This is a genomic window from Pseudomonas sp. P4_B3 (assembly GCF_056402295.1).
Map to the genome: position 1 here is coordinate 155,378 of NZ_JBFUHR010000010.1, position 14,391 is coordinate 169,768.

Genomic DNA, 14,391 nt, shown 5'->3' on the forward strand with positions numbered 1-14,391 from the left:
ATGCCCCCATGCCGCTTCCGGGGGGTTGCGTATCGCCCGAACCAGTGGCGATATAGGCGCCTAATAAAATTTCAGGGGTCGTTGTATGCCGCTCGCCACGTTGATTCATCGCGCCAGTTTGCCCAGCCCGCAGGTGTCTGCGGATCAAGCGCGAGCGCTGCTGGAAGAACATTACGGGTTCAGCGGCAGGTTGCAGGCCCTTGGCAGCCAGCAAGACCTGAACTACCGCGTCGACAGCGAGCAGGGACGTTTCGTCCTGAAAATCTGCCGTGGCGACTATTCGGTAATTGAGCTTCAAGCACAGCACGCCGGGCTCGGGCACTTGGGGGAGCACCCCGATGTGCATGTGCCGCGTGTTATCCCGGCGAAAAACGGTGCAGAACTTCTGTGTCTGGACATGGGTGGCCAGGCGGTCCACGTTCGCCTGCTCGATTACATCGAAGGCCAGCCGCTGACGAGCCTCGGCCATTTCAACCCGACGGTGGTGTCCGGCTTCGGTCGCCTGTGCGGTGAAATGGACCTGGCCCTGGCGGATTTCGACCATCCGGGGCTGGTGCGAACCCTGCAATGGGACGCCCGCCATGCTCACGCCCTGATCGCGCATTTGCTGCCGGTGATCAAGGATGAGGCCCAGCGCAAACTGATCGTCGAAGCGTCCGGGCAAGCCGAGCGGCATTTGCAGCCACTGCAAGACAAGCTGCCGGTGCAGGCCATTCACATGGATATCACCGACGACAACGTGGTGTGGCAGCGCGATGCGCAGCGCCATTGGCAGCTGCAGGGCGTGATCGATTTCGGCGACCTGGTGCGCACCTGGCGCATTACCGATCTGTCGGTGACCTGCGCCGCGCTGCTGCATCATGGCGAGGGCGATCCGTTCTGCATTTTGCCGGCGGTACAGGCCTATCACGCGGTCAATCCGTTGCAACACGAAGAATTGCTGGCGCTGTGGCCGCTGATCGTCGCCCGCGCGGCGGTGTTGGTGCTCAGCGGCGAACAGCAGGTCAGCATCGATCCGGGCAATGCCTACAGCCGCGATAACCTGGTCCATGAATGGGAAATCTTCCGTGTGGCCACGTCGGTACCATTGGCGTTGATGGAAGCGGCGATCCTCACCGCCGTCGGCCAGAACCTGCCCACCATCGGCAGCGAAGGCTTCGCGCCGCTGTTGCCAAGCCTGGTGGGGCGTGAGTTCGCGCTGATCGACCTGGGTGTGCTCAGCCCGCATTTCGAGGCCGGGAACTGGGAGCAGGAGCGTGTCGATCAGCGCCTGCTGGATGAAGCCGCTGCGGCACATGGCCTGGCGGCCAGTCGCTACGGACAATACCGCTTGTCCCGCACCCGCCCGGACAGCGCCGCTGAACCGGACACTTGCCCGTTGCACGTCGAGTTGCGTGTGCCTCAGGGCACGGCGGTCGAAGCGCCGTTTGCCGGGGTAGTGCATCACCCATCGGCGGGCGTGCTGCAACTGGACGGCCCGCAATTGAGTGTGCGGCTTTGGGGCGTCACGCCGTCGCTGCACAGCGGCGCAGCACTGGTCAAAGGCCAGGTACTGGGCTCGGTCAGCGGGCCATTGATCGTGCAGTTGTGCCGTGGCGCGTCGATCAATGCGCCGCTGTTCTGTACGCCTTCGCGCGCGGCAGCCTGGCAAGTGTTGTGTCCATCACCGGCAGCGTTGCTGGGGCTGGCGTGTGACGCCGAAGCTGAGCTCGACGGAGCGACGTTGCTGGCCCGGCGCGACGCCAGTTTCGCCCGTACGCAAAAACATTATTACGTCGACCCGCCGCGCATCGAGCGCGGCTGGCGCAACCATTTGATTGACATGCAGGGTCGTTCCTACCTCGACATGCTCAACAACGTTGCGGTATTGGGCCACGGTCACCCGCGCATGGCGGCGGTTGCCAGTCGCCAGTGGTCGTTGCTCAACACCAACTCGCGCTTCAACTACGCGGCCGTGGCCGAGTTCTCCGAACGTTTGCTGAAGCTGTCCCCTGACGGCATGGACCGCGTGTTCCTGGTCAACAGCGGTAGCGAGGCCAACGACCTGGCGATTCGACTGGCGTGGGCCTACAGCGGCGGCCGCGACATGCTCAGCGTGCTGGAGGCTTATCACGGCTGGACGGTGGGGGCCGACTCGGTGTCGACCTCGATCGCCGACAACCCCAAGGCCTTGAGCAGTCGCCCGGACTGGGTGCACCCGGTGACCGCGCCAAACACCTATCGCGGTGAATTCCGTGGCCCCGACAGCGCGCCGGATTATGTGCGTAGCGTCGAACACAACCTGGCGAAAATCGCCGAGCAGAATCGCCAATTGGCCGGTTTCATTTGCGAGCCGGTGTATGGCAATGCCGGCGGCATCTCGCTGCCACCGGACTATTTGAAACAAGTCTATGCCATGGTTCGGGCGCGGGGCGGCGTGTGCATCGCCGACGAAGTGCAGGTGGGCTACGGGCGCATGGGCGATTTCTTCTGGGGCTTTGAAGAACAGGGCGTGGTGCCGGATATCATCACCATGGCCAAGGGCATGGGCAACGGTCAGCCACTGGGCGCGGTCATCACCCGTCGGGAAATCGCCGAAGCGCTGGAGGCCGAGGGTTACTTCTTCTCCTCTGCTGGCGGCAGCCCGGTCAGTTGCCAGGTCGGCATGGCGGTGCTGGATGTAATGGAAGAGGAAAAACTCTGGGAAAACGCCCAGGTCGTCGGCGGGCACTTCAAGAAGCGCCTCGAAGCGTTGATCGATATTCATCCGTTAGTGGGCGCGGTGCACGGTTCCGGTTTCTACCTGGGCGTCGAGTTAATCCGCAATCGCGAAACCCTGGAGCCGGCCACCGAAGAAACCACCGCGCTGTGCGATCGCTTGCGTGAACTGGGGATCTTCATGCAGCCGACCGGCGATTACCTGAACATCCTCAAGATCAAGCCGCCGATGGTCACTTCGCGCCAGAGCGTGGATTTCTTCGTGGACATGCTGTCGAAGGTGCTCGAAGAAGGCCTGTAAACACATCCCCTGTAGGAGCGAGCCTGCTCGCGATAGCGGTCTTCCGGTCAAAAAAATGGTGACTGATATGGCCTAATCGCGAGCAGGCTCACTCCTACAGGACACTGCTGTGGTAGTTCGATTGATATCGGCTTTTTATCGATTGTTTTTGTAATTATGGATGTAAGTTGCTTTAAAAGCCGATATTTATCGGATATAAAGTAGCGCAGTCCACGGCGTATACCAATGCGCTTCCATTTCTGTCAGGCATCAATGCCACTCCGGAGTCCTGAGCCATGACCACGTTGAACAGCACCCCTCGCGCCGACGGCTTCTACATGCCAGCCGAATGGGCACCCCAAACCCAGACCTGGATGATCTGGCCCGAGCGCCCGGACAACTGGCGACTGGGCGGCAAACCGGCACAATCCGCGCATGTGGCAGTGGCCAAGGCCATCGCCCGTTTCGAACCGGTGACCGTGGCGGTTTCCGCCGGCCAGTACGAAAACGCCCGTGCCCGTCTGAACGTGCCGAATATTCGTGTGGTGGAAATGTCCAGCGACGACGCCTGGGTCCGAGACTCCGGTCCGACCTTCGTCATCAATAACAGTGGCGAAGTCCGTGGCGTGAACTGGGACTTCAACGCCTGGGGCGGCTTCGACGGCGGCCTGTATTCGCCGTGGAACCGCGACTCGCAGGTCGGCGGCAAGATCCTCGAGATCGAGCGCAGCCCGCGTTACCGCACCGAAGGCTTCGTGCTGGAAGGCGGCTCGATTCACGTCGACGGTGAAGGCACGCTGATCACCACCGAAGAATGCCTGCTCAACCGCAATCGCAACCCGCACATGAATCGCGCGGAAATCGAAGCGGTCCTGAGTGCGAACCTGGCTGTGGATAAAATCATCTGGCTACCGGATGGCTTGTTCAACGACGAAACCGACGGCCATGTGGATAACTTCTGCTGCTACGTGCGTCCGGGTGAAGTGCTGTTGGCCTGGACCGATGATCCACAGGACCCTAACTACCCGCGCTGCCAGGCGGCGATGAAAGTGCTGCAAAGCAGCACCGACGCCAAGGGTCGCCCGTTCACGGTGCACAAAATGCCGATCCCGGGTCCGCTGTTTGCGACTGAAGAAGAGTGCGCCGGTGTCGATCCAGTGGACGGTACTCAGGAGCGTAACCCGACGGTTCGTCTGGCCGGTTCCTACGTGAACTTCCTGATCGTCAACGGCGGCATCATCGCGCCGAGCTTTGACGACCCGCAGGATGGCCCGGCAAAGGAAATCTTGCAGAACCTGTTCCCACAGCATGAAGTGGTGATGGTGCCTGGTCGCGAACTGTTACTGGGGGGCGGGAATATTCACTGCCTTACCCAGCAACAACCCGCACCGCACAAGGAGTGAGTGAGGTCGTAACAGCTTGAGTTGATTGCGAAATCCCTCAGGCTGTCGATTAGCCACCAGCGTTGCACGGAGCCCGCGGCCCTACAGGCCTGCGGGCTTTTTTGTATCCGCTTGGCCACACTTCAGAAACCTTGGCACAGCTCTTGTATCCCTGCTGTTGTACTCGGGGTGGGGAGGACTTCGATGTTCTGTCATAAACCTTGGATAAGTTAGCCGCTCACAAACCGGGAGAGAGCGCTGAAATGAACGCCGAAGTGAATGTTATGGGCGAAAAGGCGTTGCATCCCCTGGCAGTAAACAGCGAATCGCTCCAGATCCTGGCGCACTGGTTCAAGTCCAATGGAATGCGTCAGATCAGTGAAGCTGATCCGCGCCGGACGATGATCGAGCGTTACCCTGCTGGTTTATTCAGCGAGGCGGAACTGGATGCGTTGTGGGATGTAATGGAAGGATAAGAAGAACAACAACGGATTGAACAAGAAAAAGCGCTGCCGGGATGGCAGCGCTTTTTTTTGTGCGTGTTTTGCATGAACGACTGTAGGAGCTGGCTTGCCAGCGAAGGCCATCTGTCATTCACCATCAATGTTGAATGTGCAAACCTCTTCGCTGGCAAGCCAGCTCCTACAAGTTTTGCGGTGTTCAGGTCACGGTCCCCCAGGCTACGCGGCGCCCAGCTCGTTCCTGCGGGAGCATTCGACCGATTCCTGAAACAGACTGAAAGCCGTTCCGGTGTTTTTCAGTCATGAACTCAGGACTAATCTGCCGGCATCGATTTTTGCCGGAGCCTTGCCATGATCCTCCACTACATCTACGACCCGTTGTGCGGTTGGTGCTACGGCGCCAAACCGCTGGTGCAGGCCGCCCAGGCTGTGCTGCCCGTGATTGCCCACGGCGGCGGCATGATGACGGGGGCCAATCGGCAAAAGGTTTCGCCACAACTGCGCAGTTACGTCATACCCCATGACCGGCGTATCGCCGAATACAGCGGGCAGCCGTTCGGTGAAGCCTATTTCGAAGGTTTGCTGCGTGATCACAGCGCTGTGTTCGACTCGGCTCCACCCATCGCTGCGGTGCTGGCGGCCGAGCAAATGGGAGGTCGCGGGCTGGAGTTGTTGGGGCGTTTGCAAAGTGCTCACTACGTGGAGGGGCGTCGCATCGCCGATGAGTCGGTACTGTTTGAACTTGCCCACGGCATGGGGCTGGACCGCGAAGCCTTCGAAAAAACCTTCAGGGCGGCTGACACCGAAGGCCATATCAGGAACAGCCGGGCTCTTTTGGCCAAGGTCGGCGGGCAGGGCTTTCCGACCCTGGCGCTTGAGCACAATGACCAATTCACCCTGATCGATATCGGGCCATGGCTGGGCAAACCCCAGGCATTTGCGCAGTGGTTGAGTCAGTCGCTACCCGATCAGGGATCATCCATTTCCATAGCAGCCTGTGGCCTCGATGGCTGCAGTGATTGAATATTCCTGCCGCATAAAGGCATTTCTTAGACGGTTTTCACCTGTTTTTAGAAGATTCATGAAATTGACACATCGTTGAGGGCGCAGCTACGATTCGGCCCAACGCCTGTGGCCGACCGCCACGATCAAAAATTATAAAAAGGCCCGCCGCGAGAAATCGTGGGCGGGCCTTTTTGTTTTCGTCATGAAAAAAGAGCGCGATAGCGCCGTTTCGGGAGTTCGACACAGCGCGTATCAACCGGAAATAAGGAAAAGAACACGATGTTGAACAAGCGAATCAGCCTGATCGCTCTGGGGATGTTGAGTGCGACACAGGCCATGGCGAACGACCAGGCCGAATCCAAGGGTTTTGTTGAAGACAGCAGCCTCAAAGTGCTGCTGCGCAACGCCTACATGAACCGTGACTTCAAAGACGGCAACCCGGATAAATCCGAGTGGGGCCAGGCGGCTATCGGCACGTTCTCGTCCGGCTTCACCCAAGGCACCGTGGGTGCGGGTGTGGACGCTTTCGGGCTGTACGCACTGAACCTGGAACGCAGCGAAGACCGTAGCGGCGCGCAAGGCATCGACTTCTTCAAAAAGGGCGACAGCGGCCAGCCGGCTGACGACCTGTCCAAGGGCGGCGCAGCGATCAAGTTCCGCCTGTCCAGCACCACCCTGACCTACGGCGACCAGATGCCGGCCCTGCCGGTGCTGAACTACGACAACTCACGCCTGCTGCCGGAAAGCTACACCGGCACCTTGATCACCTCCAAAGAGATCAAAGGCCTGCAACTGGACGCCGGTCGCTTCACCGCCGAATCGCGCAAAAGCGCTGAAGGCCGTGACAGCGGTGGCTTGAAGTCGATCAACGTATTGGGCGGTAGCTACCAGTTCACCGAGCAATTCAAGGCCGCGCTGTACGCTTCCGACGTCGAAGACGTGCTGAAGAAACAATACGTGAACGCCAACTACGTGTTCCCGATCGACAAGGATCAGTCCCTGACCCTGGACTTCAACGGCTACCGCACCAAGCTGGAAGATTCCTACGTTCGCGAAAACGCTATCACCGGCGACGACAACAAGATCTGGAGCCTGGCGGCCACCTTCATCACCGGCCCGCACTCGTTCACCCTCGCGCATCAGCGCAGCACCGGCGACAGCAACCTGGGCTACGCCTACGGCGGCTACCAGAAAGACCAGGGTCGCGTCGGCGACGGTGGCAACACCATCTACCTGGCGAACTCCTACTGGTCCGACTTCAACGCCGAAGACGAACGCAGCTGGCAGGTGGGCTACGGCCTGGACTTCAACACCTTCGGTGTACCGGGCCTGAGCTACAACGTGGCCTACGTGCGCGGCGACAACATCACCACTTCCACCAGCGAAGGCGGCACCGAGCGCGAGATCTTCAACCAGATCAAATACGTCGTCCAAAGCGGCCCGGCCAAAGACCTCAGCGTGAAACTGCGCAGCTCGGTCCTGCGCGTGTCGCAGAAATCGAGCGAGTACAACGTCAGCGGCAACGAAGTGCGTGTGTTCGTGGATTACCCGATCAATATCTTTTGATGATCGGTTGTGGTGTCGAGGCCTGATGCAAGGCTGAGAATGAAGAAGCCCCGACTGGTTCGGGGGCTTAATGTGATGGTCAGCCTAACCGAGAAGCCCTGCAGGTTTGCGCTTGCAGGGCTTTTCTCGTTTTCGGTCGTGCGGATGCAGAAAACATCATCGACAGCTTCAAAGAAGTTGTCAGCCAATGGCCAACACTAGCGGGGGCTTTGGGGCTATTGAAACGTGAGCAGGATAATATGGCGCCTGCATTTCGATTAGCGGAGCCTACGCAATGAACCTCGCCCCCAACCTCCCCGACGACCACTTGATGCAGCAACTCATGCAATTGCTGCATGAAGAACTCGGCTTCCCCGAGCGCAAAACCATCAGCCTCGCCACCTCGATCAACTTCGACCTGGGCTGCAACGGTGCAGACGCCCGGCATTTGATCGAAACCCTGGAAGACCACTTCGCCATCGATTTCGTAGATTTCGACAGCTATCGCTATTTCCAGCCCGACGGCTTTGACGTGAATCTAAAGCGAAAATCCAAGGGTCGCGGCGAGAAGGTGCCTTTGACCATCGGCATGCTCTACCGGGCCATCAAGGCCCAACGCTGGGACACGGATGAGCTCGAGGGCCTGTAACGGCCCGACGCATTCTGACTTGCCCGCGAAAAACTGAATTTTGCGCACAAAAAAAAAGCCGCCCCGAGGGGCGGCTTCTTCGTTAGCTCAATCCAACACTTACAACTTAGGACCAGCAGCCTTGATCGCGTCGCTCACTTCGAACTTCTTGAAGTTCTCGATGAACAGGCCGGCCAATGCTTTGGCGGCTTCGTCGTAGGCGGCTTTGTCGGCCCAGGTGTTGCGTGGGTTCAGCAGGCCAGTCTCAACGCCCGGTACGGCCACTGGCACGTCGAGGTTGATGGTGTCCAGGTGCTCGGTCTCGGTACCGATCAGCGCGCCGCTCTGGATCGCTGCGATCACGGCGCGGGTGGTCGGGATGTTGAAGCGCTTGCCGACGCCGTAGCCACCGCCGGTCCAGCCGGTGTTGACCAGGTAGACCTTGGAGCCGAAGCCGCGGATGCGCTTGATCAGCAGCTCAGCGTATTCACCGGCCGGACGCGGGAAGAACGGTGCGCCGAAGCAGGTGGAGAAGGTCGACTTGATGCCGCTGCCCGAACCCATTTCGGTCGAACCGACCAGTGCGGTGTAACCGGACAGGAAGTGGTAAGCCGCTTGTTCTTCGTTGAGGATCGACACTGGCGGCAGCACGCCGGTCAGGTCGCAGGTCAGGAAGATCACAGCGTTCGGCTCGCCACCGAGGTTCTTCTCGGAACGCTTGGCAACGTGCTCCAGCGGGTAGGCGGCACGGCTGTTCTGGGTCAGGCTGACATCGGCGTAGTCGGCGTGCTTGGCGTCATCGATGACGACGTTTTCCAATACCGCACCGTGCTTGATGGCTTTCCAGATAACCGGCTCGTTCTTCTCGGACAGGTCGATGCACTTGGCATAGCAACCGCCTTCGATGTTGAACACAACGCCTTCGCCCCAGCCGTGCTCGTCGTCACCGATCAGGTAACGGCTTTCGTCGGCGGACAGGGTGGTTTTACCAGTGCCGGACAGACCGAAGAACAGGGTCACGTCGCCCTCTTCGCCGATGTTGGCGGCGCAGTGCATTGGCAGTACGTCGGCAGCCGGCAGCAGGAAGTTCTGCACCGAGAACATGGCTTTCTTCATTTCACCGGCGTAACGCATGCCGGCGATCAGCACTTTCTTCTGTGCGAAGTTGAGGATCACACAGCCGTCGGAGTTGGTGCCGTCACGCTCTGGCACGCACTCGAAGTTGGCAACGTTGAGGACCTGCCACTCGTCACGACCCGCCGGGTTGTACTGAGCCGGGTTGATGAACAGGCAACGGCCGAACAGGTTCTGCCAGGCAGTCTGGGTGGTCATCTTCACGGCCAGATAGTGCTCGGAAGCCGCACCTACATGCACGTGGGAAACGAAATGCTCTTGCGCGTTATTGAATGCCTCAACGCGAGCCCACAGGGCGTCGAACTTGTCGGCCGGGAACTTGCGGTTGATCGGGCCCCAGGCGATGGCGGCCTGGGTGCTTGGCTCTTCAACGATGAAACGATCGACTGGCGAACGGCCGGTACGGTGACCGGTACGAACAACCAGTGCGCCGGTATCGGCAAGCTCGCCTTCACCGCGGTTGAGGGCTTCTTTAACCAGATCATCAACACTCAGATCGGTGTACACGGCATTGTTGGCTTGCGTCATGAGGTTCCCCGTCGGCCAGTGGCCGAGTGCTCCAAACGTTTTTGTAGTAGAAAGTCGTGCACTACTACCGCGAAAAAAGTGGGCCGGATTATGCCAGAAAAGCCCAAAAAGAGTAGGCCCCTCCTGTCGTAACGGCATTAATCCGGCGGCAGCCAGTGAATTTACCTGCGCTGAATCGTTTTAGTGACGGGTATCTGACGGCGTCTCGATACCCGCACCGGCGAACAATTGAGTCACGTCGGCGGCATCGAACAGGTAGCGCTGATTGCAGAACTGGCAATCGATTTCGATGTTGCCACCGTGTTCGACCACCAATTGCTGCGCGTCTTCCATACCCAGACTGACCAGCGCATTGGCTGAACGTTCGCGGGAGCAGCTGCAGCGGAAGCGCAACTTCTGCACATCGAACAGACGCACCTGCTCTTCGTGGTAGAGACGATGGAGCACGGTTTCGTTGTCCAGGCCCAGCAGTTCATCGGCGGTCAGAGTGGTGGCCAATGCGGTGAGGTGCTGCCAGCTGGCAGCGCGTTCCTCTTCGTCTTTAAGGCGGTCGGCGGGCAGTTGCTGCAGCAACAGGCCACGGGCGCGGCGGCCATCGGCGCAGAGCTTGATACGCGTGCCAATCTGCTGCGACATGACGAAGTAGTTGGTAAAGCAGTCGGACAACGTTTCGCCATCCAGATCGACGACGCCCTGGTAGCGTTGGCCCTGTTTCGGGTCGACGGTCAATGTCAGCGAGCCATCCGGCATCAAGTCGGCCAGGGTAGCGTCGGGGGCAATGCGGTCCGCTTCGTAACGGGCCAGGCCACGAATATCGCGCTCGCTGGAGCACTCGATCATCAGCAGCGGGATCGGACCTTCGGAGCGGGCCTGCAGGATCAGCAAGCCATCGAACTTCAACGCGCCGACCAGCAACGCTGCAGCCGCCATCAGCTCGCCGAGCAGTTGCGCGACCGGCTGCGGGTAGGCGTGTTTGGCCAGGACTTCGGCGTAGCTGAGCTCCAAAGAGACCAGCTCGCCACGGGTGTCGCTGTCATCGAAGATGAAGCGTTGGGTGAAGTCGTTATCCGATAGGTCGGTCATAAGTCTGGGTATCTGAAGTGGTGACAAAAGTGATTACAGAATTCGAGGTTACGCCTTGGCCATAGCGTCTTGCTGTCTGGTTATGGCTTACAGGCCGGCGACTGCGTGCGCTTTACGACGAATGGCACTGCCAATGGCTCATGCAGGGTAGGCGAATTACCCCATATGGCTACGCGCAAGCACAATTACAAGTCTTTGCCTGTATGAGTGATCGACGGACCCGGTCAATCATTCGTTGCTGCTGCCACGAAACTTGAACAGATCCCGCCGCTGTTTCTTGCTCGGTTTGCCATCGGTGCTCACGCCCAGAGCGCCTGCTTTACGCTCGGCGGCGGCGTTTTCGCGCTTGGCGATGCTGGCTTCGGTTTCGGCGTACAGCATCTGCGCTTCCGGCGCGCCACGGCGAACGATCGACAGCGCCTGGACCACCACCGTGCGCTCGTCGAAACCAGTACGAATCACGAATTCATCGCCGATACGTGGCTCCTTGCCGGGCTTGCAGCGCTCACCCCGGCAATGCACCTTGCCGCTTTCAATCGCCGCTTTGGCCAAGGCCCGGGTTTTGTAAAAACGCGCAGCCCACAACCATTTATCGAGGCGGACTTTGTCGTCCTCTTCGTTTTTTTGTGCCATGGAATTTCCTCATTCTGAAATATTGGTGAACTGTACTACCGTTTCTGTCGTACCAAGAATTACTCCGTCCCGGACTACAATGCTGACATTCCATAACCTCCTTGCGGGGCTGGAAATCCGGGCCGTAGATATCTGTCGCCTTTTAATCATTATTCTGCGTGAATACCGCGAATTCGGTCGCCTGCGGCCACCGCGGCTTCTACCGGTTGAGCAATATTGAAGACATTTGACCATTTGACCGTTATCGGTCTGCGCGAGTGGGTGGCGCTCCCTGATTTGGGAGTCGCCGGCCTTCGGGCAAAAATCGATACCGGCGCCAGCACCTCAAGCCTCCACGCCACCGAAATCGAGCCGTTCGAGCGCGACGGCGAGCAGTGGGTGCGTTTCACGGCACACCTGGGCACGGTGGTGCAGTTGCGTCACCGTCGCTGCGAAGCACCGCTGGTGACAAGGAAAACCATTAAAAGCTCAAACGGTCACGCGCAGGTGCGATACGTGATCAGCACCACACTGGCCCTTGGTGATCGGGTCTGGCGGGTCGAGTTCACGCTCGCCTGCCGCAAGTCCATGCGCTATCGCCTGCTGCTCGGCTCAAAAGCCCTGATCCACGGCCAGTTGGTGGTCAATCCGGGCATCAAGTATGTACAAGACAAGCCGGTGTTCCCGGTATCTACCTCCTCCACAGGTGTTGCATGAAGATCGCTGTGCTGTCGCGGAACCCGCGTCTGTATTCCACCCGTCGTCTGGTCGAAGCCGGTACCGAGCGTGGCCATGAAATGGTGGTGGTCGACACCTTGCGCGCCTACATGAACATCGCCAGCCACAAGCCGCAGATCCACTACCGCGGCAAACCGCTGGAGGGTTTCGATGCGGTGATTCCACGGATCGGTGCGTCCGTGACCTTTTATGGCTGCGCAGTGCTGCGCCAGTTCGAAATGATGGGGGTATTTCCACTCAACGAATCGGTGGCCATTGCCCGTTCGCGGGACAAGCTGCGTTCGCTGCAATTGCTGTCTCGTCGCGGGATCGGTTTGCCGGTGACCGGCTTTGCCCACTCCCCCGATGACATTCCCGACCTGATCGAAATGGTCAACGGCGCGCCGTTGGTGATCAAGGTGCTGGAAGGTACCCAGGGCATCGGCGTGGTGCTGTGCGAAACCGCCACGGCCGCAGAATCGGTGATCGAGGCATTCATGGGCCTCAAGCAGAACATCATGGTTCAGGAGTACATCAAGGAGGCTGGCGGGGCGGATATTCGCTGCTTCGTCGTCGGTGACAAGGTGATTGCGGCGATGAAGCGCCAGGCCAAACCCGGCGAGTTTCGCTCCAACCTGCATCGCGGTGGCAGCGCGAGCCTGATCAAGATCACACCCGAAGAGCGCATGACAGCGTTGCGTGCGGCGAAGGTCATGGGGCTGGCGGTGGCGGGAGTGGATATCCTGCGCTCCAATCACGGGCCGCTGGTGATGGAAGTGAACTCGTCGCCGGGGCTTGAAGGGATCGAGACCACCACCGGGAAGAATGTGGCGGGGATCATCATTGAGCATCTGGAGAAGAATGGTGGGCCGAATATGACGCGGACCAAAGGTAAGGGTTGAGCCTGAAAAGATCGCAGCCTCGCTTCGCTCGACAGCTCCTACRTCAACCCCAACGGCAACCGCACCCGCGCTTCCAGCCCACCACCCGAGCGATTGCGTAGTTCGACATTCCCGCCATGCATCGAAGCGATCCGCTTCACGATTGCCAATCCCAACCCGGTGCCCTTGCCGCCGCGGGCACGATCGCCGCGGGTGAACGGGTTGAAAATCGCCTCCAGCTCTGACGGATCGATCCCCGCGCCACGGTCCATGACACTCAGGACCACATACGGCGCACTGGTATCCCCGGACACATATGCCGCCACTTCCACCCCGCTGCCGGCGTGATGCAGAGCATTACCGATCAGGTTGTTCAGCAGCCGCTTCATCGATACCCGACGCAGCGGGAACGGCTGGATCGGCTCCAGGCGCAAATGCACTTTCTCTTCGTTCTGGTTGTACGGCGCGGCGACTTCACGAACCAGATCGCTCAGGTCCACTTCTTCCACCGACTCATCACGTCCGTCACGAATGAACGCCAGGAACTGGTCAAGAATCGCGTCCATGTCTTCGATGTCACGGATCATGTCGTCCGTCAGGTCACTGTGGTCGCCCATCAGCTCCAGGGACAGCCGCAAGCGGGTCAACGGCGTACGCAAGTCGTGGGACACCCCGGCCAGCATCAACTCGCGTTCGCGACCGGCCTGCTCGACGTCTTCGGCCATCTGGTTGAAGGCGCGGTAAACCTCGGTCATCTCACTCGGCGTATCGCTGATCGGCAGGCGCACGCTGCGACCCTGGCCGAGTTGCCGTGCGGCATACACCAGACGCTTCAAAGGTTGATTGAGCTGGCTGACGAAGATCCACGCAGACGCCGTGGACAGCAGACCGATAGCAAGGAACCAGCCAAGCACATTCCAGATTTTCTGACCACGCAACGGGTGCGGATACAACGGCACTTTCAGCCAACCTTCACCCAGGCTCGGAGCACGAACCCACAGTGCCGGGGGAGAATGCATGCGTAATCGCACTTCGGTGTCCGGCCCCAACTCGGTCTGCATCTGTCGCTGGTAAATCTCACTGTAGGGCCAATGTTGCTCGCCTTCCGGGACACCGGCGCCCACTACCCTGATCAGGGGTGCACTATCGGCAATCTTTGCGCGGTTCTCTTCATCAGCCGCCCAGTAGGCACGCAACACCAGGGCGACACCGTGGCTGTATTGGCGGTCCACCAGCACGTCTTCGTTCATCAGCAGATAAACCAGGGTCAGCGCCTTGGAGAAGAGAACGACGATGAGCACCAGCCAAAGGGTGCGAGAAAAGAAGCTCTGGGGAAACCAAACGGGGGTTTTCATGGATAGCCGTTAAACACTTGCAGGAGCGAGCGATGCTCGCATATTGCGGATCGCGAGTCTGCGGACAGGATCGATTGATCCGT

At 59.5% G+C, this 14,391-nt stretch carries 12 protein-coding genes; 8 read left to right on the forward strand and 4 right to left on the reverse strand.

Annotated elements, in window-relative coordinates:
- Positions 1-85 precede the first annotated feature (85 nt).
- The 6 genes from AC1DWG_RS13745 (at position 86) to AC1DWG_RS13770 (ending at position 8,019) form a co-directional block, all read left to right on the forward strand.
- On the forward strand, positions 86-2,998 hold the full coding sequence (locus AC1DWG_RS13745; protein WP_477787904.1) for an aminotransferase: 2,913 nt from the start codon (positions 86-88) through the stop codon (positions 2,996-2,998).
- A gap of 275 nt (positions 2,999-3,273) precedes the next feature.
- Positions 3,274-4,380 (forward strand): agmatine deiminase, encoded by a 1,107-nt coding sequence (aguA, locus tag AC1DWG_RS13750; protein ID WP_477787905.1) that lies wholly within the window; start codon positions 3,274-3,276, stop codon positions 4,378-4,380.
- A gap of 242 nt (positions 4,381-4,622) precedes the next feature.
- Positions 4,623-4,835 (forward strand): hypothetical protein, encoded by a 213-nt coding sequence (locus tag AC1DWG_RS13755; RefSeq protein ID WP_477753836.1) that lies wholly within the window; start codon positions 4,623-4,625, stop codon positions 4,833-4,835.
- A 336-nt stretch (positions 4,836-5,171) separates the two neighbouring features.
- The gene (locus tag AC1DWG_RS13760; protein WP_477763770.1) at positions 5,172-5,843 is read left to right on the forward strand and encodes a DsbA family protein; all 672 of its coding nucleotides are present in this window, start codon (positions 5,172-5,174) and stop codon (positions 5,841-5,843) included.
- Positions 5,844-6,104: 261 nt separating this feature from the next.
- Positions 6,105-7,391, forward strand: a complete 1,287-nt coding sequence (locus AC1DWG_RS13765; RefSeq protein WP_477787906.1) for an OprD family porin — start codon at positions 6,105-6,107, stop codon at positions 7,389-7,391.
- A 274-nt stretch (positions 7,392-7,665) separates the two neighbouring features.
- Entirely contained in the window at positions 7,666-8,019 is a 354-nt protein-coding gene (locus AC1DWG_RS13770) for a DUF1493 family protein (RefSeq protein WP_477763768.1), read from the forward strand.
- 99 nt (positions 8,020-8,118) lie between these two features.
- Here the strand turns inward: AC1DWG_RS13770 and AC1DWG_RS13775 are convergent, their stop codons facing one another.
- The 3 genes from AC1DWG_RS13775 to AC1DWG_RS13785 all read right to left on the reverse strand — a co-directional run bounded on the left by AC1DWG_RS13775 (position 8,119) and on the right by AC1DWG_RS13785 (position 11,376).
- The gene (locus tag AC1DWG_RS13775) at positions 8,119-9,660 is read right to left on the reverse strand and encodes a phosphoenolpyruvate carboxykinase (protein WP_056726915.1); all 1,542 of its coding nucleotides are present in this window, start codon (positions 9,658-9,660) and stop codon (positions 8,119-8,121) included.
- Between the two features lie 180 nt (positions 9,661-9,840).
- Complete coding sequence (hslO, locus tag AC1DWG_RS13780) at positions 9,841-10,743, reverse strand: Hsp33 family molecular chaperone HslO (protein WP_477763767.1); 903 nt, start codon at positions 10,741-10,743, stop codon at positions 9,841-9,843.
- 228 nt (positions 10,744-10,971) lie between these two features.
- Positions 10,972-11,376 carry an RNA-binding S4 domain-containing protein gene (locus AC1DWG_RS13785; RefSeq protein WP_108216131.1) on the reverse strand — a complete coding sequence of 135 codons (405 nt, stop codon included), beginning with the start codon at positions 11,374-11,376 and terminating at the stop codon, positions 10,972-10,974.
- 216 nt (positions 11,377-11,592) lie between these two features.
- Between AC1DWG_RS13785 and rimB the strand changes: the two genes are divergently transcribed.
- Together rimB and rimK are read left to right on the forward strand one after the other, a co-directional pair.
- On the forward strand, positions 11,593-12,072 hold the full coding sequence (gene rimB / locus AC1DWG_RS13790) for a retropepsin-like aspartic endopeptidase RimB (RefSeq protein ID WP_477753119.1): 480 nt from the start codon (positions 11,593-11,595) through the stop codon (positions 12,070-12,072).
- A complete protein-coding gene (gene rimK / locus AC1DWG_RS13795) occupies positions 12,069-12,974 on the forward strand; it encodes a 30S ribosomal protein S6--L-glutamate ligase (protein ID WP_007972871.1) in 906 nt (301 codons plus the stop codon). The genes rimB and rimK overlap by 4 nt, the downstream gene beginning before the upstream one ends.
- A gap of 38 nt (positions 12,975-13,012) precedes the next feature.
- Here the strand turns inward: rimK and AC1DWG_RS13800 are convergent, their stop codons facing one another.
- The gene (locus tag AC1DWG_RS13800) at positions 13,013-14,308 is read right to left on the reverse strand and encodes an ATP-binding protein (RefSeq protein ID WP_477787907.1); all 1,296 of its coding nucleotides are present in this window, start codon (positions 14,306-14,308) and stop codon (positions 13,013-13,015) included.
- Positions 14,309-14,391 lie beyond the last annotated feature (83 nt).

Bases quoted from the DNA above. Each gene is read 5' to 3' on its own strand.
- AC1DWG_RS13745 (WP_477787904.1), top strand. From the start codon at position 86: ATGCCGCTCGCCACGTTGATTCATCGCGCCAGTTTGCCCAGCCCGCAG.
- aguA (WP_477787905.1), top strand. From the start codon at position 3,274: ATGACCACGTTGAACAGCACCCCTCGCGCCGACGGCTTCTACATGCCA.
- AC1DWG_RS13755 (WP_477753836.1), top strand. From the start codon at position 4,623: ATGAACGCCGAAGTGAATGTTATGGGCGAAAAGGCGTTGCATCCCCTG.
- AC1DWG_RS13760 (WP_477763770.1), top strand. From the start codon at position 5,172: ATGATCCTCCACTACATCTACGACCCGTTGTGCGGTTGGTGCTACGGC.
- AC1DWG_RS13765 (WP_477787906.1), top strand. From the start codon at position 6,105: ATGTTGAACAAGCGAATCAGCCTGATCGCTCTGGGGATGTTGAGTGCG.
- AC1DWG_RS13770 (WP_477763768.1), top strand. From the start codon at position 7,666: ATGAACCTCGCCCCCAACCTCCCCGACGACCACTTGATGCAGCAACTC.
- AC1DWG_RS13775 (WP_056726915.1), bottom strand. From the start codon at position 9,660: ATGACGCAAGCCAACAATGCCGTGTACACCGATCTGAGTGTTGATGAT.
- hslO (WP_477763767.1), bottom strand. From the start codon at position 10,743: ATGACCGACCTATCGGATAACGACTTCACCCAACGCTTCATCTTCGAT.
- AC1DWG_RS13785 (WP_108216131.1), bottom strand. From the start codon at position 11,376: ATGGCACAAAAAAACGAAGAGGACGACAAAGTCCGCCTCGATAAATGG.
- rimK (WP_007972871.1), top strand. From the start codon at position 12,069: ATGAAGATCGCTGTGCTGTCGCGGAACCCGCGTCTGTATTCCACCCGT.